General features: G+C 47.6%; 16 protein-coding genes, 2 tRNA genes and 1 other RNA gene. 5 read left to right on the top strand and 14 right to left on the bottom strand.

Features of this window, described 5'->3' with window-relative positions; all coding sequences use genetic code 11:
• Nucleotides 1–78 precede the first annotated feature (78 nt).
• The 5 genes from rplT to WD312_00140 form a co-directional block, all read right to left on the bottom strand.
• A complete protein-coding gene (rplT, locus tag WD312_00160; protein MEX2563522.1) occupies nt 79–429 on the bottom strand; it encodes a 50S ribosomal protein L20 in 351 nt (116 codons plus the stop codon).
• A gap of 39 nt (nt 430–468) precedes the next feature.
• Nucleotides 469–654 carry a 50S ribosomal protein L35 gene (locus WD312_00155; GenBank protein MEX2563521.1) on the bottom strand — a complete coding sequence of 62 codons (186 nt, stop codon included), beginning with the start codon at nt 652–654 and terminating at the stop codon, nt 469–471.
• Between the two features lie 181 nt (nt 655–835).
• Entirely contained in the window at nt 836–1,378 is a 543-nt protein-coding gene (gene infC, locus WD312_00150) for a translation initiation factor IF-3 (GenBank protein MEX2563520.1), read from the bottom strand.
• Nucleotides 1,379–1,454: 76 nt separating this feature from the next.
• A complete protein-coding gene (locus WD312_00145) occupies nt 1,455–2,309 on the bottom strand; it encodes an ATP-grasp domain-containing protein (GenBank protein ID MEX2563519.1) in 855 nt (284 codons plus the stop codon).
• Between the two features lie 89 nt (nt 2,310–2,398).
• Nucleotides 2,399–3,676, bottom strand: coding sequence for an ATP-grasp domain-containing protein (locus tag WD312_00140; GenBank protein MEX2563518.1), 1,278 nt, complete (start codon nt 3,674–3,676; stop codon nt 2,399–2,401).
• A gap of 438 nt (nt 3,677–4,114) precedes the next feature.
• Between WD312_00140 and WD312_00135 the strand changes: the two genes are divergently transcribed.
• A complete protein-coding gene (locus WD312_00135; GenBank protein ID MEX2563517.1) occupies nt 4,115–6,196 on the top strand; it encodes a CARDB domain-containing protein in 2,082 nt (693 codons plus the stop codon).
• On the opposite strand, the gene WD312_00130 is transcribed toward WD312_00135, so the two are convergent.
• Entirely contained in the window at nt 6,193–6,720 is a 528-nt protein-coding gene (locus WD312_00130) for a hypothetical protein (GenBank protein ID MEX2563516.1), read from the bottom strand. The two genes, WD312_00135 and WD312_00130, sit on opposite strands and share 4 nt — an antisense overlap.
• 107 nt (nt 6,721–6,827) lie before the next feature.
• Here WD312_00130 and WD312_00125 point away from each other — a divergent pair, with 107 nt between their 5' ends.
• Complete coding sequence (locus tag WD312_00125) at nt 6,828–7,721, top strand: ZIP family metal transporter (GenBank protein ID MEX2563515.1); 894 nt, start codon at nt 6,828–6,830, stop codon at nt 7,719–7,721.
• Between the two features lie 176 nt (nt 7,722–7,897).
• Here WD312_00125 and WD312_00120 read toward each other — a convergent pair whose 3' ends face one another.
• From WD312_00120 to smpB, 3 genes are all read right to left on the bottom strand, one after another.
• Entirely contained in the window at nt 7,898–8,161 is a 264-nt protein-coding gene (locus tag WD312_00120; protein MEX2563514.1) for a GIY-YIG nuclease family protein, read from the bottom strand.
• A 138-nt stretch (nt 8,162–8,299) separates the two neighbouring features.
• Nucleotides 8,300–8,753: a transfer-messenger RNA gene (gene ssrA / locus WD312_00115) on the bottom strand.
• A 34-nt stretch (nt 8,754–8,787) separates the two neighbouring features.
• Nucleotides 8,788–9,231, bottom strand: coding sequence for an SsrA-binding protein SmpB (smpB, locus tag WD312_00110; GenBank protein MEX2563513.1), 444 nt, complete (start codon nt 9,229–9,231; stop codon nt 8,788–8,790).
• A 153-nt stretch (nt 9,232–9,384) separates the two neighbouring features.
• Between smpB and ftsH the strand changes: the two genes are divergently transcribed.
• Nucleotides 9,385–11,349, top strand: a complete 1,965-nt coding sequence (gene ftsH, locus WD312_00105) for an ATP-dependent zinc metalloprotease FtsH (protein MEX2563512.1) — start codon at nt 9,385–9,387, stop codon at nt 11,347–11,349.
• A gap of 265 nt (nt 11,350–11,614) precedes the next feature.
• On the opposite strand, the gene WD312_00100 is transcribed toward ftsH, so the two are convergent.
• Nucleotides 11,615–11,686, bottom strand: a tRNA-Ile gene (locus WD312_00100).
• Nucleotides 11,687–12,087: 401 nt separating this feature from the next.
• Here WD312_00100 and WD312_00095 point away from each other — a divergent pair.
• Complete coding sequence (locus WD312_00095) at nt 12,088–13,164, top strand: peptidoglycan-binding protein (GenBank protein ID MEX2563511.1); 1,077 nt, start codon at nt 12,088–12,090, stop codon at nt 13,162–13,164.
• Between the two features lie 65 nt (nt 13,165–13,229).
• Here WD312_00095 and recG read toward each other — a convergent pair whose 3' ends face one another.
• The 3 genes from recG to WD312_00080 form a co-directional block, all read right to left on the bottom strand.
• Nucleotides 13,230–15,389, bottom strand: a complete 2,160-nt coding sequence (gene recG / locus WD312_00090; protein ID MEX2563510.1) for an ATP-dependent DNA helicase RecG — start codon at nt 15,387–15,389, stop codon at nt 13,230–13,232.
• Nucleotides 15,390–15,404: 15 nt separating this feature from the next.
• Nucleotides 15,405–16,244, bottom strand: coding sequence for an A/G-specific adenine glycosylase (locus WD312_00085; GenBank protein ID MEX2563509.1), 840 nt, complete (start codon nt 16,242–16,244; stop codon nt 15,405–15,407).
• 77 nt (nt 16,245–16,321) lie between these two features.
• On the bottom strand, nt 16,322–17,191 hold the full coding sequence (locus WD312_00080) for a Gmad2 immunoglobulin-like domain-containing protein (protein ID MEX2563508.1): 870 nt from the start codon (nt 17,189–17,191) through the stop codon (nt 16,322–16,324).
• Nucleotides 17,192–17,624: 433 nt separating this feature from the next.
• Between WD312_00080 and WD312_00075 the strand changes: the two genes are divergently transcribed.
• Nucleotides 17,625–17,714, top strand: a tRNA-Ser gene (locus tag WD312_00075).
• On the opposite strand, the gene WD312_00070 is transcribed toward WD312_00075, so the two are convergent.
• Nucleotides 17,676–18,017 (bottom strand): hypothetical protein (locus WD312_00070; GenBank protein MEX2563507.1); only part of this gene is annotated, 342 nt, incomplete at its 5' end. The genes WD312_00075 and WD312_00070 overlap by 39 nt on opposite strands.

The following is an 18,017-nucleotide window of genomic DNA, read 5'->3' as shown; positions in this document are numbered from 1 at the left end:
AACATAAAATAAACGGCTCACACGTAGTGTGAGCCGTTTATTTTATGTGATCTCATTGTTTCTGACCGTCTTTTTACGTTAGGAGACTTTTTCAACAATTCGTTTAAAGCTTTCCGGTTTGTGTTCTGCGATGTGGGCAAGTGATTTTCTGTCCAGTCCGATCTCGGCGTCCTTAAGTGCCTTTATGAATTTCGAGTAGGAAAGGGAAGACTCGATCTGATCAAGTGCAGCATTGATCTTGATATTCCAAAGACGTCGAAACTGACCTTTCTTTTTGCGTCGATCTTGAAAAGCGCTTCGGCCGGCATGGAAGAGTGCCTGTCGAGCCTGTCGCTCTTTGGTTGATTGTCCAAAACGGAATCCTTTGGTTTGCTTTAGGATTGTTTTGCGATGTTTGAGGGCGTGTTTTGCTCCTTTTACTCTGGCCATGGTTTAAGTGTTAGCTTGCGGTCTGTAACTTGTAGAAAATTAGACGTTTAGAAAACGATGCTTTGACTTGTTAGACATGTCGAAGTCTTGGAGTTTCTTTTTCTGAGTGATCTGGTAACGACGCGATTCTTTCGCGTTGAAGTGGTTCTGGCCGGCTTTGCGGGTCAGAACTTTCTTGTTGTTTGTTACCTTGAATCGACTTTTAAATGCGTTGTTTGTCTTCATGATGATATATTTCTCACATCAGATGATGGAGATAACCCTAGCAAATTAAGGGAATGGCGTCAATGCTCTATGTTCGGTATTCAGTATCTATAGGCGACATGGTCCATACAGGATACGCCTACTTTTTGCCAACCCCTGGGGTTGGCAAAAAGTAGCGGGAAGACCTGGATACCGAATACGACTACGCTTTCTCGAGGATCGCGGTCAAACCCTTCGGGCTTTTCTTTGGTTCCTGAGCGATCTTGAACTCTTCGGTAATAAGGTTAAAGAATCGGTCCAGGCGGCTGCGAAGGAACTTCTGATCCATGTACTTAGATCGACCTCGTAAGAAGAGCTCAACCTTTACGCGGTTGCCTTCTTTAAGCCATTTAGAAGCTTGTTTCGCCTTCATTTCCAGGTCGTGTTCACCTGTTGCCGGCTTTACCTGAATGTTCTTCACTTCGACCGTCTGTGTACTCGCTTTCTGCTGCTTGAGTTTCTTTTTCTGGTCGTAAAGATACTTCCCAAAATCCATTATTTTAGCGACCGGCGGTTTGGCGTTCGGGGAGATCTCGATGAGATCGAGACCGGCTTCTTTGGCTTTGGCGAGCGCTTCGTCGCTTGAGATGGTGCCGATGTTTTCACCTTCAGCACCGATAACGCGCAACTCACGGACACGAATCTGCTCGTTCGTTCGAATTCGTGGCGGCGGGCGTTTAAATTGTTTTTTTCGTGGTCTTGGCAAGTATAGGTTTCTTTATCGGTAAATACGTATGTGGTCTATGAGCAAAATATAGCACGTAAAGCGGTGTATATCAAGATTATGCAGCTATTTTTTGCTCGTAGAAATCAAGTATATGGTCTTCGGTGTTTATTCCGAGCAGGTCATTTACCTGTGCCCAGCCGGGATTTCGGTTTGATTCTATAAAGTAGAGTTGTTCGTTTTCGGGGTGTTTCATTATGTCGATTCCACCATACTCCATTTCCATCGCGTCAGAGGCTAGACGAGCAAATGATGCGAGTTTTTCACGTTCGTCTGTGTCGGTTATCGGCTCGATCGTTCCGCCACGCGATACGTTTGATCGGAAATCCTCTCCTGACGCACAGCGTTTATAAATAATAGGAAGATCGTTGCCTATCCGGTGAACGCGGTAATCTGCTCGAGAAGGTATGTACTCTTGGAACAGGGGTTTTTCGCATTGCTCGATCACCTCGTCGAATTCGCTCTTGTTATTGATCAGGAATACATGCTTGCCTTGAGCACTGACGGCGCCTTTCAGAATGAATGGTGTGCCCAATAGTCGGTCTATATCTTCGAATTCTTTTGTTGCCGATAGATATGTTCGGGGCGTGGTGATACCTGCTGATGCGCATCGGAAAACTTGATAGCGTTTATCTTCAAAAAATGGGAGGAGGTTGTACCTGTTATTGACGACAGGTATGTTTTTTGTGCTCAACCATTCAGTAAGAATGGGGGTCATAACGTGACCGACGCTTGCTTGATAATGAATAAGGTCGTATTTACCAAGCGAGGAAATGGCGTCTGAAGAATTCAGTGAAGAGATGAGGATGTCGTTGAGATCAACAAGATCAAAAACATGTCCACGCTCCTCGGCCTTTTTTTGTAATTCAAGAATTTGAGTACTGTTTTTCTTAGAGATAAACGCTATTTTCATAAATACCTATTGTTATTCCGTAGGCGATCCCTCGGATGTTTTGAATAAATTCCACAAAGACATTTTATGGAGATGAGAATGGAGATACGTTACTTGGTGGTGATCTCAACCATCTTTTCGAATCGTCGAATATCAGCCAGGAGTTTGGGGCGGTCCTTGTTAAAGAAGGTGACATGGAAAATGTCACGACCACCATTTTTTGCGAAATACGCTCGATCACCAATTTGTTTGTGAACACTGATCGAATGGAATGATTTAAGTTGCTGTGCTTTTTTCGCGCCTGTTATCTTGGTGATAACGCCTTCCTTCGGTGCGTAAATTTTAATAAGGGCAGTATGTCCTTTTACCGTTCGAGGGATAGTGATAGGGCGGGGAATACGTGTTCTAATATCATTTTCAGTGATATCGATCCCGTAGGAAAGGTTGTACATTACATGGCGAAATCCGCCGATGCGTGGGCCAACCTCTATTACTTTCCAACCGTCTTCGGTTTTGAGGAGCTCAACATGAGCCGTGGTGCTTCGTAAACCAAGTGCCCTGATCGCTTTTTCGGTAACTTCTTGTGCATCAGCAACACTTTGCTTGTTGAGTCTGGTCGGTGTTATCTGCTGGTACGAGAAGAAATCATCGAACCCGATCGATCGACCGGTCTTAACGTGTACGAATGGATTAAAGTGAATAGTGCCACGTGAGGTGACGTGTGCGTCGACAGAGTACATTTCTCCGTCCATAAGTTGCTCCACAAGTACAGAGGGCTCTCCGCGGCCGTTTGTGTCACGGTGAAGTTTATTTATTTTCCAGAAAACCCGGTTAAGCTCCTTTTCAAGTTCTTCGTGATGATAGGCCGCTGTGACCAAAAGACCTCGAACAAGTCCCGTAGGCTTTATAACAACAGGGAAGCCGACTTTTTCCTCGATTTCCTTGATCGTTTTTTTTGCTGAATCATGAACAATCATGAAGGCCGGGCCAATGTTCTTGTCATATGAGTTAAGTTGTTGGCGCATCTTCAGTTTTTCTGTTGCCCACGTTAGTGATTCGGTCGTAGGTGTCCTGAGGTAAGGTACGTGCGGGATCACTTTTTGAAAATAGGGGATATTGGATTCTGAGCGGGAAGTGATCGCAAGGAGTTCGTGCTCATATGGTTGAAGAGATTTGGTGAGTGTGTCTCGTGAGGAAAAATTCGTTTTGATCTCAATATCAAAAACATCCAGAACCTCCTTTTGTTCCGGAGTGGGTGTTTTTGTGTCGTGAATGATCGCATAGCGATAATTCACACCCTTCTTCTTTTTGAGTGCCTGAATAGGTCCAAGCAATGCTGGAGTGAGACCTACAAAAAGGACGATATTTGTTTCTGGAGTAGACGGCATACACCGGGGGAAAATGAAAAAACCTCGCGGGTTTTAGACTCTACTATTGTGCCTTTATGCGCAAGAATGTCAATAGTTTCTGACGGGACAAGGTGTTATATAAGGGAAAATATGCCTTATATAAAGAGTTTTTTTAAATGTGCCTTGTTTGTTGTCTTAAGGTTTATCGGTCGAATAGTCCATGCTTTTAGCGTGGTTTTATGGTTGCCGCTATCTTTACTTTTGCTTTACTTCAGTGTGCTGTTTGAGTGCTGATCGGTTTTGAAATACGTACTAATAGATCTTTTTTGGCAGTTGTTTTTTGAGTGAAGTGTAATAAAAAGTCAGTAATAGCCATCTTTACTTTATAGTAAGGATCTTACGTATTGCTTGAAAGACGGATGGGCACAGCATGCAACGATAGTGGTCATGTTTATCATTTGAAGGAGTAAATCTACTATGAATATCTCTCATTTTTATGGTCTGTTTGCATCCCAAAAAAATCGCTCAGTGCTATTGTTTCGTGTATTAGCAATAGCCATTGTAGTCGCTATCGGTTTTGGCTTGTTTCCTTCATCCGCTCAAGCTGCAGTTGCTGATTGGCATCAGGGAGTTACCATTGTTTCTGAGTATGAAAGTCAGTTGCGGAGCGATAATTTCAAGCAATCGATCCGGAACCTGAAAGAAGTCGGTGTAACGCATGTATCGATCGTTCTGGAGTTTAAACAAGATGGGACCAGCAATAGTTTGTTTTATCGTCACTGGCGTACACCTAGTGACGCGACGCTCCGAGACGGTATCGATTATATTCATTCACAAGATCTGGATGTGGTGTTAAAACCCCACATTGATCCGGAAGATGGAACCTGGCGAGCACATATCAAACCGAACGACCGCGATACCTGGTACCGAAACTACGAGGATATGCTTGTTCACTACGCGCGCATTGCTCAGGAAAAAAATGTCGACGGGATGATTATTGGCTCGGAGCTGATCAAGGTCGCATCTTCAAGAGAGAATAGCGACAACGAACGGCGCTGGCGTGAAATGATATCCGCAGTTCGGGAAGAGTTTAGTGGATGGCTTACGTACAGTGCTAATTGGGGAAGCGGTAGTTTTGCGAACGAAAAAACCGGTATAGAGTTTTGGGATGCCCTTGATTATCTCGGTATTTCAGCGTACTACCCGCTGACCGGGAGTAGCAAAGACGACTACGTGGATGCGTGGGGTAGACGGTATAGCGACGACATACGCCCGTTTCAACAAGAAAACGGCAATATGCCTATTATGTTCACTGAGGTCGGCTATCGCAGTGTTGAGTTCGCGAACAATCAGCCGTGGGACGGATGGGGAGATACGAGCCAGCAAAAACAAGCCGATCTGTACCGTGCCCTGTTTGAATACTGGGATCGGCACGACAGCATGAAAGGAGTGTCGCTGTGGCATTGGGAAGGAGACCCGAATGCAGGTGGTGATGGTGATAGAAATTTCACACCGCAGAACAAAGAAGCAGAGGAAGTTATGGCTGAGTGGTTTGTCGGATCGGGTGGAGGAAACGGAGGAACGCCTCCGCCACCTTCTGCTGAGACTTCTTTTGATATAAGCGGAAATGATTCTGATGCTCGTGTTGGGAATTCAACAACAATTTCATTTAATGTAAAAAATACCGGAGACCCGGTATCGAACGCGATCGTTGATCTGGAGATCTACGGTCAAAATGGCGCAAAGGTGCATCAAGAATATAAGACAGGTCAGTCGTTCACGGATGGTCAGCAGCGCGGGTATGATTTTTCGTGGCAACCACAAAGTGTCGGTGAATACAGGGTTGCAGCAGCTGTCTTTAGCAATTCGTGGTCGCTTTATACGTGGGAGAATAGTGTGGGCACGGTAACGGTTACACAGGAGCTGGGAGACCCGGACTTTAGTGTTGCCGGAGGCAGTTCGCCGGAAACACTTGTGCTGGGAGAATCGACCGAACTTCAAGTGCGTGTGCGCAACGACGGAGAATCTGCTTCTGATGTGATCGTTGATGCGGAGGTGTACAACGAACAAGGAGTGAAGGTTCATCAGGAATATAGAACAGGTCAGTCGTTTGGTTCGGGAGATGAGCGCGATTTCAGTTTTGATTGGAAGCCAAATGAAAATGGAGCATATCAGATAAAGGCTGGAATCTTTACCGGCTCGTGGAGTCTGTATACGTGGAATAACGATCTTGGAAATGTGAGTGTGTCTGACAACACAACTTTGCCGGATGAGATCGACGTCGCGTTTCCAAGTATTGATGGGCAGACGATGGGTGAGACCGAAACATTTCGAGCGCGTCTCGTAGATACTTCGCCTTTATCCTACACAATGCACTGGCGCGTTGGCAGCGGTCAGCTCGTGGAAATGAGTGAGATTGACGGTGGTTATAAGACCGCTGATGTAAACTTCAGTAATTGGAGTTGGAAAAGCGACGGAGTATATATGATCACTTTTGTAGCAAAGGACATGAACAATGACACGGTTGCTGAGTACGCAGTCGAGGTGAGAGTGCCTTAATTGCTCTCACGGATCACTTCCAACGATCCTTTTATACCCTTCTCTCGATAGGAGCTGATGGCTTCTTTGATCGTGGCGTAGATGACCGGCAGTTCGGCATAATCAATTAGAATAGCGAACCAGGCCAACCAAGTAGGCAAGGTGGTGCCAGCACCGGTCAGTTCTTGAACCACAAACTCGTCGGTGATCCAGAACAGGTGGAGCCATTGAGAATTGATGAGGACAAGGTACAGCAGGTCGCGTCCATTAAATTTTTCACGCAGTCCGTTAATGAAAATAAGCGATGTTGACAGGATGGCTGGTATCTCGGTGTAGTCAACAAATACGATCACGTAGTGCCAGAAACCTTCGTGAACGTGGAACAGTGCGTCATAACCAAGGCGCACCATAATAACGTCGCCATACAGCCAGATCAGGTGAATGATCTGAATAGTAAATAGAATAGCAGCGATAGTAACGTTAAGTGTGTAATGCCGCTCATACCACTGCCAAAATGAGTTATAGATGCGTTGCAATGCGTCCATGCTATTTAGTTAATATGCGACTGTGCACAGATGACATATTGGCGTGCATCATATCATATAAATCGCAGCTATTGGTCAGGATGTGGAAATGCGCTATAGTACTTATAATGTTTGAGGTATTTATATATTCATTATTGGTTATGGCCGCTTCGCTCACCGGTGTGTTGGCGATATGGAACCGTGCGGGGTGGTTTATCGAGAAGAATTTACGGTTTTTGGTGAGTTTTTCCGCCGGTGTGTTTTTGGTGGTTTCGTATGAATTAGTTAATGAAACCCTGCATGTCGCTACGAATCTCTTTTCAGGATTGTTTTGGGTTGCAGTCGGGGCCATCGGTATCTGGTTTGTCTTCTGGCTTCTGCCGGTCTTTCACCACCACCATGATGAACATGAAGAAACCCATAGTCACACCAGGGTCGACGCGCGTCGCATCCTTATGGGTGATGCGATCCATAACCTAGGTGACGGTGTGCTTCTGGCAGTAGCCTTCACCGTAAGTTCGGCGTTAGGGGTGATCACGGCGATCAGTATTTTTGTTCACGAGTTGGTCCAGGAGGTTTCTGAATTTTTCGTACTTCGCCAGGCCGGCTATTCAGTTGTGAAGGCAATTAGTATTAATTTTGCCATTTCTTCCACTATTCTGGTTGGTTCGATCGGCGGTATATTGCTGTTGGATCTTTTTGCTGTTCTTGAGACACCGGTCTTGGGAATTGCCGCCGGAGCGTTTCTGGTCGTGGTTTTCTTTGATCTTATTCCGCATTCAGTACGTAGTTCACAAACAAAAACTCAGCACGGACAACACCTCGTATGGTTTTTGGTCGGGTTAGTTCTGATGTTCGGAGTTAACCAGGTTGCTGTGCATTCCCATGGGGAAGAGGGAGATTTGCATGGACATGATCACAGTCATGAGGAAGAGGAATTTCATGATGAAGAAATACATGAGTATGACGACGAGCACGACGATCATGCTCATGAGGAAGAGGGGCACGGTCACGAGCACTAATAATAGAGTTGTTATAGAGTTAGCTCCATAGCTTGTTTTACGGAGTCGAGGTGGTTTACCACGAGTGAGGCCGATCTGTGCGAGGTCGAATCGAGTGGAGATGGGCGGAGTGATCCCGCAGTCACTACGTTTTTTGCTCCATGTATTCGCAAAAGACAGGTTTGGATTAAAGTTGACTATGGTCTGGTCGGGAGACCTTGTTTGTATCGAGTGATAAGTTTCTCTTTTTTGTCACGCGTCCACTTTTTGATTTGTATTTCACGCTGGCGGGCTTTCTCTAATGTCTGGTGTTCTTCAATAAAAACTAGGGAAAATCTTCCTGATTTAGTATGGATGGAACCGCTACCGTTGTTATGCTCCGTAAGTCGCCGGTGTGGATTGTCGGTCATACCGACGTAAAGATAATTTGTTTTATTTCGTGCCATATAGATGTAATACATAAACATATTGTAACAGGCCCGTTCGACTCGTCACCTCGCTCAGGGCACTCGACTCCTTAGTCGGGTTTACGGAGTCGAGTGGCTTGCCACGAGCGAAGTAAAACCCGCACTTTTACTAAAGTGCGGGTTTACGGAGTCGAGTGGAGATGGTGGGAGTTGAACCCACGTGCAAGGAGTGGTCTGATATGAGTCTACAAAGCGTAGTCTATCTCCATTCGCCAATAGGCGATTTAAGTGATCAGTAGTATGAAATAGACAAAATCTACTGATACCGAGTCCCGTTGTTTAAGTCCGACCATGAGACGACTGGCTGAACCGAACCTGATGGTTATACCGCCTACGGATCTCTATCAGATATCAAGATCGTAGACGTCAGCCCCGACGCGAAGGTCGGGACTCCGACATGACGTCGGAGTTAGGCTGTAGCGTAACTGAAAGCAAAGTCGTTCTGACCAAAGAATGGTGAGACGATAGACTTTGCCTTTTGTGCTGTTTTGTCTGCACGTAGAGACGCGAGCGGATTTAAGAGGAAGTTCGCACCCTCTGCTTTGCACATACCAGAGGCCAAACCCTGTCGATGCCTGGCATCCCCGTATGAAAATAACGTCTATTCAGTTTTCAAATAACTACAGGTCTCTAAGGTCGCGCTCTACATCTCGCTTCATATCACGCTTTTTGATGTCTTCACGCTTGTCGTACTTTTTCTTTCCTTGTGCGATCGCGATCTCAACCTTGATCTTTCCTCGACTATTATACATCGATTTCGGTACGATTGTCAATCGCTTTTGTTGCTCTGCTCCGGCTAATTCCGCGATCTCCTTTTTTTTCAAAAGAAGGCGTCGGGTTCGATACGGATCATAGTCATCTGGGGAATTTGCCGGCTGGTAGGGAGGTATATATGTGTTCACTAAATACGCCTCGCCACCACGGACAATGACATATGCGCCATCGAGTGAGCCGAGTTTGTTGCGGACCGATTTAACTTCGAAGCCGAAGAGTTCAATGCCCGCCTCAAACGTTTCTTGAGCTTCAAAGTTAAGATGAAATTTCTTATTCTGGATCAAGGCCATGAGGGAAGCATAGCAGAAAATGCGCCACTTGATAATTATGTGCTTTATGGCATTGTTTTGAATGAGAAGGCTTCTGGGCAAATTGAGGAAAAGAGCAAGTTATATCGGTGTTTTGCTAGTAAAACACCGACTTTCTATGTATAATAATTTCTTATGGCACTATTTGGAAACGACAATAATGAAGGGGGAGACAAGAAAAACGTTAAGATCTCAATGAAGGGGAGCGGCGCACCGAAACGACCGTTTTGGGTGAATTTACTCACGACATTGCTGGTCTTTGTATTGCTTATCGCAGCGTATTCGTTCGTGATCGATCAGCAAGAAGGGCCTGAATCGATCACTATTTCTGAACTCATGGAAGACATACGAGACGGGCAGGTCGCCGGCATTACCATAGATGGGAACGACCTGGCTATTGAGTACGCCGATGGCGATAAGAAGACCGCTCAGAAAGAAGCAGACGCAGCGCTTTCCGAGACATTTCGAAATTACGACATCTCTTCGGAGCAGCTTTCCGTTGTGGATATAGAAGTAGAGCGGGAAGGCGGGCTTGGATTTTGGCTTATGAACCTGGCGCCGTTTTTGATCCCGCTTATTTTCATCGTCATCTTTCTCTGGTTTATTATGCGACAAGTGAAAGGAGCGGGGATGCAGGCATTCACGTTCGGTCAGTCAAAGGCGCGTATGACCTCCCCTGATGACAAGGGACAACGAGTCAGATTCAAAGATGTGGCCGGTGCGAAGGAGGCAAAAGAAGAGTTGTCTGAGATCGTAGACTTCCTGAAGAATCCGAAAAAGTTTCTTAAGATCGGCGCAAAGATACCCAAGGGTGTGATGTTGATGGGTGCTCCGGGCACCGGAAAAACCTTGCTTGCCCGCGCTGTTGCCGGTGAGGCGGGCGTAGCATTCTTCTCTATCTCTGGTTCGGAGTTTGTTGAGATGTTCGTTGGTGTTGGAGCAAGTCGAGTACGCGATCTCTTTAAGATGGCCAAGCAAGCTGCGCCGGCTATTATTTTTGTGGATGAGATCGATGCTATTGGTCGGGTGCGTGGATCGGGAATGGGTGGTGGCAATGACGAGCGGGAGCAAACCCTCAACCAGATCTTAGTAGAGATGGACGGGTTTGAGCCAAATGAAAAAGTTATCGTCATGGCTGCAACGAACCGACCGGACGTGCTTGACCCTGCATTACTTCGCCCGGGTCGTTTCGATCGCCGAGTTACGATCGATCTGCCGGACAAAAGCGACCGAAAAGCGATCCTTAATGTGCACGCTCAGAAGAAGCCGTTGGCCGAAGATGTTGATTTCGAGGTTATTGCACAGCGAACCCCCGGTTTCTCCGGTGCTGATCTTTACAGCTTGGTCAATGAAGCGGCGATCCTTGCTGCTCGAGAGACCCGTAACCACATCTCTCAGTTTGATCTGATCCGTTCGATCGAGAAGGTGATGCTTGGTCCGGAGCGGCGAAGCCATGTTCTCTCGATGCGTGAGAAAAAGATCACGGCCTATCACGAAGCAGGGCACGCGCTTGTTGCGAGTGTGCTGCCGCACACTGATCCGGTACACAAGATATCGATCATCTCACGCGGTCGTGCTGCCGGTTATACGCTGAAGTTACCGTTTGAAGACAGACGACTTCACTCAAAGAATCAATTTTTGGATGATATCTCGATGTCGCTTGGTGGATATGTTGCCGAGCAAATGGTGTTCGGTGATATTACAACCGGGGCATCGAACGACCTCCAGGTTCTGTCTGCTACGGCGCGAGCAATGGTGACCAAGTACGGTATGTCGGAAACACTTGGTCCGGTTGCGTATGATATGGACGATGGCAAACCTCATTACGGTATGGACGAAGGAAGTGAGTATTCGGAAGAAGTGAATGCGAAAATTGATGCCGAGGTGACACGTATCATTAACGAGGCTCATGATAAGGCAAAGCAGGTCCTCACGGACCATCGAAAAGTTCTCGAAGTTATCACCAATCGTCTTATAGAAGTTGAAACGATCGAGCGTGATGAGTTCGAGGAGATCTTGGTTGCCCATGGTATTGAAGTAAAGAAAAAAGAAGAGGACGCAGTGCCTGACGTTAAACATGTTGGAGGACATGTGGGGTAGGTGATCGTCTTATGAGAGTTTCAAAAAACAGCCCTGTTTAACCACAAGGCTGTTTTGTATTATTGTCTGGTGCGCCCGCCTGGATTCGCCGTCAGCTCACTAAGCTCACTCATCCCTTCGGTCTTCATTCGCTAAGTGGGCTCCTGGCCGGGCTCGCCCGTCGTACTCGCTCCGCTCCGTGCGACATGGCTCCGCCTTTCTCATCCAGACAGGAGAGCAGAAATGCTCTCCTTGCAGACACCAAAAATCTGCTTCGCATATTTTGTGCGCCCGCCTGGATTCGAACCGGGAACCACGAAGGTATAAGCTTCGCGCTCTACCATTGAGCTACGGGCGCAAGTGAGAAGTAAAATTCAAGCTTGCTTGTATTTTCTTGGAACGCAGTGTTTGAAAGATTTTCTTACGGGCGCAAGTGAGGAGCGAAACGGTCCGCCTCGGGCGGAACATTTCGTCCGAACCTGCCTGCCGGCAGGCAGGTTCGGTCCTGAAAGACCTTCTTTCACAAACATACTGATATGAAAATACTATAGGAAAAAGAAGCGGGAATCAAACTTCGTCGGTATTTTCTCTAGCGGAACACTATCCGATCAGTGTTGCGATAGAAGCAGTATATTAGTTGTCCACATTTATCTTTGTTAGAAATGTGGTGGGGTGTATAATAAGTTTTATGGAAAGGGGTATCCGTTATGCGGGTGCCCCTTTACTGTGTTTATTAAGAGGTAATTTGTCATACATAGTATGAGTACATTTAAAACATTCTCCGAACTTGCTCTTGTGGTAGTTGTTGCAATGCTGATTGGTGTGCCTGTTGTCGGTCAGGCCCAACAGGGCAATAGCGGCCAGATCGAACAGCTGCGGAATCAAATAACTCAGATCCAACAGCAGATCAAGGAGTTGCGGCAGAATAAAGAAACGGATGAGGAAGAAAATGCCACCTCCAGTGATCAAGAAGGTGCGGGTAACCGACCTGGTGCTGCCGGCCCACCAAGTTTCGGTGACCGTTTGCCTGAGCAAGCGAGCGATCGGGCTAAACAAGTAATGCAGTGCTTGGAGCTTGGTCGAACACTTCGAGCAGGTGATGCAGGAACCACAGTCGAGCAGGTTCAGAAATCACTCAAAGAGCAGGGATTCTTTGAGTATCCGGAAGCGACCGGATACTTCGGTCCGATAACCGAAGAGGCAGTGCAGAAGTTCCAGCAGGCCAAAGGCATTGTCGACAGCGGTTCTCCTGAAACAACCGGCTTTGGTCAGATCGGTCCGCGTACGCGCGCCGCTCTTGCTCAAGCAACCTGTCTTCGCGAGACGGCATCGTCGGAAAATAACGATGATGACAGCGATGACACAGCAACGTCAACAAATGACGAAGAAGATAACGAAAAAGAGGATGTAGAGGATGCCTCTACAACATCATCGAATAATAATGATGATGAAGATGAAGCAACAAATGAAGACAACGATGACGCTGATGAAGAAGATCAGGAAGAAGACATATCCGACTCTGAGATCGAGGACGCCATCGCCCAAGAGATCAGAGACAATCAGACCGGTTTTAACCTCGATCCTGATCAGCCGGAGATGGACTATGACCTTAACGAAGACGGAAAGGTCAACATTGTAGACGTAGGCTTGATCACTGACTTTGACTCACTCTCAGAAGAGGATCAAGACAGTGTTCGGGAGATCCTTTTGGACGCTGTCCGAGAGCGGTTCACCGGTTTTGATGAACTGTCTGATGAGCACAATCTAGACGTCAATAGCGACCAGAAAATTGACACTGTCGACGTGTCACTTATTCGAGACGCGTTTACGTTCTAAGAAAGATAGAAGCCAGAAGTTTTTGTTTTAAGAAACTCATCAGCCTGTCGGGTTGATGAGTTTTCTTATTCGAAATGTATGTCGCTGCCTTTTGAGGCAATACGTTTACGCAGTAGCGGATAGTGCTTGAGTTTTTCATCAGCCTCAACAAGCGTCTTTGCTTCCTCTCGAGCTGCCTCGACCATCTTTATGTTTTTGATCGCTTCCATGCCAAGGTCGGAGATGCCGGACTGTTTTCTGCCGGCCAGCTCGCCGGCGCCGCGTTGTGCAAGGTCGTACTCAGCGAGCTCGAATCCATTCTTGGCTTTTTTCAGCGCTTCAAGACGATCCTTGGTTTTCTTTGAACCTGAGTCGGTGAAGACAAAGCAGTACGATTGGTGTGAGGATCGCATGACTCGACCGCGCAGCTGGTGAAGTTGCGCCAGCCCGAATCGCTCAGCGCCTTCGATGATGATCATCGTGGCGTTGGGGACGTTCACGCCCACTTCCACCACCGAGGTCGAAACTAAGATATCGATCTCGCCTGAATCGAACTGCTCCATAACCTCATTCTTCTCTTTAGGGATCATCTTACTGTGCATAATGTCTATCTCGTAGTCGGGAAAGATATCTTTCTTAAGCCGCTTGGCTTCCTCGGTCACTGACTTGGCCAGAATTGCTTGCTCTTGTTCAGGATCCGGCTCATCGATGCGCGGGCAGATCACATAGAGTTGCCGGCCAGCCTCGAGCTCTTGGTGGATCTTGGCGTAAACATTTTGACGCTTGGTCGGCGGAACAACTGCGGTTTTGATCTGCTTGCGTTCCTTGGGCATCTCATCGAGCAGAGTGAGGTCGAGGTCGCCGTACATGGTCAAGGCAAGCGTGCGCGGAATCGGTGTGGCGGTCATCGACAGCAGGTGGGGGAACACGTCATCGTCTTTTTTACGCAGCTTGGCGCGTTGGAGCGTGCCGAAGCGGTGTTGTTCGTCAACGATCACGTAGGCTAGGTTTTCAAACTCGACCGAATCTTGAATAAGTGAGTGTGTCCCGATCAGGATCGGGATCTCGCCGTTAGCGACCCACTGGAGAAGTTTTTTGCGGGAGATATTAGTGGATTCACTCGGGTTTGATTTTGAAGGAAACTTTTCGCAGCCGCTTGAGGTGATCAGGCCGAGCTTGATAGGTGAGTCTGCAAAGAATTCCTTGAATGACTCAAAGTGCTGACGAGCGAGCACTTCGGTTGGTGCCATATAGGCAACTTGTAGATTGCCGAAATCCTTTTCTTTATCAGGGCGCGTATCGATCACCGCCTTGGCGGTCACAGCAGCGACAAACGTCTTACCGGAGCCCACATCTCCTTCCAGGAGGCGGGACATGGCATGGTCTTTTTTGAAGTCGTCCAGGATCTGTTTGATCGAGCGCTTTTGCGCGCCGGTCGGCTCAAACGGAAACGAGTCGATGAATGTGCGTAGCTCGTCGTACGTTCTGTCTATTCGAAAGGTTGGGTGTTTCTCGTACTGCTTTCGCGAAAGTTGTTTTTGTAGCTGAATAAAAAAGATCTCTTCGAAGGCAAATCGTTTGCGGGCGCTGTCAGCGTGCTCCTTTTTCTTTGGGGTGTGAATCCAGATGAGAGAGGTTTGCAGGTCAGGCAGTTTGTATCGCTCGCGGATACTCTCGGGGATCGGATCACTGAGTTCGTCGAGCACCCCGGCGCGCATGATCTTTTGTATCGCGTGAAAGATCCAGCGGCTGGTCATGCCCTTGCTCTCCGGATAGATCGGCTGCGCGTAGAGCTCGATATCCTCTGAGAACAGTGAGTCGCCGACACCGGTCGGGATACGATTGACAGCTTCAATTTCGGGGTTAGCAAAGCTCGGCTTCCCGTTTTTCTCGGAAACCTCTCCTTCGACGCGTACGAGTGCGCCTTCTTTTATCATCTTGGCGATATACGGCTGATGAAACCAGACCGCTTTAACCGTACCGGTGTCGTCCCGGATCGTTGCCTCGGCCATAGGAACCTTTCCGTGAAAACTCTTTTTGGTCTCGATCGCTTTTACATGTCCGTAGATCTGGGCGTGTTCTTTATCGCGCAAAGAGTCGACAGTGGTGATGCGTGCTACGTCGCCGTAGCGCGTGGGGAAATGGAGAAGAAGATCGCGCACCGCTTCGATTCCGAGTTTCTTCAATGCCTTGACCTGATCGGTTTTGAGGCGGAAGTGTTGGGTGAGGAGGTCTTCAGGTTGCATGGGCGCATTATACACTCACTTGGCCGGAGTGAAATAAACGCCTTGCTTGGAGAGCAGGCCTTCTGTAACCATCGCTGTGAGATTTTTTTCGACTGTATCTTTTTTGTAACCGGTTGCGCGAGCGGTTTTACCGGCCGTTACCGGACCGTTCTCCATAATGTAGCTGAGGATCTTGGAGCGTGCTTCACGATTGGATCCCTTGAAGGGTGATTGTTTGGTGTAGTGAGTGCTTTTGGTGTTGAGTTGTATGCCGCTTTGCTTGAGGTGTGCGCCGTAGTCCATCAGGGCGTAGTACCACTCGCGCGGGTGTGTCTGATCAAGTGTTTTTTCTACAAGCGTGTAGAGCTCGTTGTCGTGGATCGTTTCGTCGGTTGAGAAAAAGTGGTGAAAGAATACCGTGCGAATATTTGTTTCGATGATCACGTTTGGAATATTGAAGGCAAATGCTTGAACTGCTCGAGCGGTGTACGGACCAATCCCCGGGAGTGCGGTGAGCATTTTTTCCTCATGTGGGAGTTTGCCGGCGTAATTGGCGGTAACTACTTCGGCAGTACGTTTAAGATTCACCGCCCGACGATTGTATCCGAGGCCATTCCAGTACGTGAGTACATCCTTTGTGTTGGCCTGCGCGAGTGCTCTGAAGGTGGGGAAGCGAGCAATGAATTCTTTGTATTTCGGAATGACCCGCGGTACCTGTGTCTGCTGGAGCATAAGTTCGGAGACAAGAATGCAGTAGGGTGTCACCGTCTTTGCTGAACGGTGCTTGTTAATTCTCCATGGCATATCTCGGCCGTGCTTTCTATAGTGATCCCAAACGGTTTTTTTGAATTTCTTTTTGAATTTTTTGGAGGTCATCGCCTGGTAGTATAGCGATGACTCGGTGAAAAGAAAAACCCCGGTCGCCTGAGGCGACCGGGGTTTTGAATTACTGGCTACGGCTGGAAGAGGGTTTCCGGAGTAAATTCTACTTCTTCTACTTCATCAAATTGCAACGCAGTTTCTCTGATCTGCATCCAGAGAATGCCGGCACGGCAGGAGCCGCCACTGGTCGCATTGTTGGGGTCGTTGAAACTCAGGGTGAGTGTTCCGGCTTCTAGGTTTGCGCCGGTGAGTTCGAATCCATCAAGTGGATACTCAGTTTCAATACCTTGTGCTTCTTCTTGGGCTGTTAGTTCACCTTCAAGTAAAAGGTTGATAGTGTCCTGAATCGGAGTTTGGGTCACAGGAATTTCTCGTTCCACAGCGACAAGTCCGGCATCAGAGCAGAGGATGTTACCGCTCGCGTCTTGATCGAGCTCAGGGTTGTAGTAGTAGAGTGATACATTTCGTTGTGCTGGTGCGTCGGCATCAAATCGAACCGGTATGCGTAGTTCATTTGCGTTCTCCGGCAGGCCGGATGGATTAGCTTTCTCAAAGACAACTGTACCGGTGTCTGTCGATGGGGCAGAGAATCTAAGCTCAGTAGAGAATGGAACATACTCCTCAGTCATCCATTCACCCTCTGCTTGAGCAGGAATAACGCCGAGCTCAGTGCCGTTGGCGTCAAGAATGCGCACCGCAAAACTTGCTTCAAAATACCACTGCCCGCGCGCCTCTCCTTCAACGGTAAGCGGGCTAGTAATAACTTGGTTCGGGGTCGGGGAAGTAACGCGAATGAGATCGTCTTTTTCTGTTACTTCATCACCGTTCCCGTTGCCATTAGGATCAGTGTCGCTTGGCTCTGTGTTCATCTGACTAATACCGTACCAGGCACCACCAATGGCGATCAAAATAAGGACAACTATAAGTAAAAGTTTGTTCATATATAGTGTGTAGACAAGTATAATCTAACTTCCTTACATGATCGTACAATAAAAACTAAGTTTTGTCGTATTTGAAAAATGAATCAAAGTAGGGCAGAATAGGGCAACTTGACGCGGGGATACCCCTGACAAGAAATTGAATACATTGGAGAGGTGCCAGAGCGGTCGAATGGAGCACCCTGCTAAGGTGTTGACCCTTTACGGGGTCCGAGGGCTGAAAACCGATCGGCTCATTGCAGCCACACGAAAGTGGGACTGCGATGAGCCGAAGCAAGCCAACTGCTTGGCTTGCGACGGTTTGAAGAGGCAGAGCGTTGTTTTTGTTTTCCCGAGCGAAGTCGAGGGAAAGGCAAAAACCGCGAGCCGGGGTCGCGCAAAATTTCCGTCAGGAAATTTATGTGTGACCGAATCTTGATTCGAAGATAACTAAAATGGAGAGGTGCCAGAGCGGTCGAATGGAGCACCCTGCTAAGGTGTTGACCCTTTACGGGGTCCGAGGGTTCGAATCCCTCCCTCTCCGCCAAAATTGAAAATCAGAATTGGAAGCCGAAATGGGGTCGCGCCGTAGGCGCGACACAAACGCATTCCCGCCAAAAATTCCCGAATCCAAAAGGTTTTTCCACGCTCCGCGTGGCTCAAAAAAGACGGTTCGATCCTTTATTTGAAAGTTCGAACCGACTTTTTTGTACAAATGAAGTTTTTCTTCATTTGTACTCTCGTTTGCCAATTCCACATTGTATTTCAAAAACTTTTCGGTAAGTTCGAACCGATTATTCGCTTTTTGCTCAAAAGCCGATAATTTCTCTTTGAGAAGCTGTTTTGAGAC

It is taken from the genome of Candidatus Paceibacterota bacterium (assembly GCA_040905715.1).
Taxonomy (GTDB): Bacteria; Patescibacteriota; Minisyncoccia; order Phycocordibacterales; family CSBR16-193; genus JBBDHZ01.
Note: the sequence above shows the minus strand (reverse complement) of the source record. Positions and strands in the feature narration are given on the sequence as shown.

What these genes read in the sequence shown, in the direction of transcription:
- rplT (MEX2563522.1), bottom strand. Translation starts at nt 429, where the DNA reads ATGGCCAGAGTAAAAGGAGCAAAACACGCCCTCAAACATCGCAAAACA.
- WD312_00155 (MEX2563521.1), bottom strand. Translation starts at nt 654, where the DNA reads ATGAAGACAAACAACGCATTTAAAAGTCGATTCAAGGTAACAAACAAC.
- WD312_00145 (MEX2563519.1), bottom strand. Translation starts at nt 2,309, where the DNA reads ATGAAAATAGCGTTTATCTCTAAGAAAAACAGTACTCAAATTCTTGAA.
- WD312_00140 (MEX2563518.1), bottom strand. Translation starts at nt 3,676, where the DNA reads ATGCCGTCTACTCCAGAAACAAATATCGTCCTTTTTGTAGGTCTCACT.
- WD312_00135 (MEX2563517.1), top strand. Translation starts at nt 4,115, where the DNA reads ATGAATATCTCTCATTTTTATGGTCTGTTTGCATCCCAAAAAAATCGC.
- WD312_00130 (MEX2563516.1), bottom strand. Translation starts at nt 6,720, where the DNA reads ATGGACGCATTGCAACGCATCTATAACTCATTTTGGCAGTGGTATGAG.
- WD312_00125 (MEX2563515.1), top strand. Translation starts at nt 6,828, where the DNA reads ATGTTTGAGGTATTTATATATTCATTATTGGTTATGGCCGCTTCGCTC.
- WD312_00120 (MEX2563514.1), bottom strand. Translation starts at nt 8,161, where the DNA reads ATGTATTACATCTATATGGCACGAAATAAAACAAATTATCTTTACGTC.
- smpB (MEX2563513.1), bottom strand. Translation starts at nt 9,231, where the DNA reads ATGGCCTTGATCCAGAATAAGAAATTTCATCTTAACTTTGAAGCTCAA.
- ftsH (MEX2563512.1), top strand. Translation starts at nt 9,385, where the DNA reads ATGGCACTATTTGGAAACGACAATAATGAAGGGGGAGACAAGAAAAAC.
- WD312_00095 (MEX2563511.1), top strand. Translation starts at nt 12,088, where the DNA reads ATGAGTACATTTAAAACATTCTCCGAACTTGCTCTTGTGGTAGTTGTT.
- recG (MEX2563510.1), bottom strand. Translation starts at nt 15,389, where the DNA reads ATGCAACCTGAAGACCTCCTCACCCAACACTTCCGCCTCAAAACCGAT.
- WD312_00085 (MEX2563509.1), bottom strand. Translation starts at nt 16,244, where the DNA reads ATGACCTCCAAAAAATTCAAAAAGAAATTCAAAAAAACCGTTTGGGAT.
- WD312_00080 (MEX2563508.1), bottom strand. Translation starts at nt 17,191, where the DNA reads ATGAACAAACTTTTACTTATAGTTGTCCTTATTTTGATCGCCATTGGT.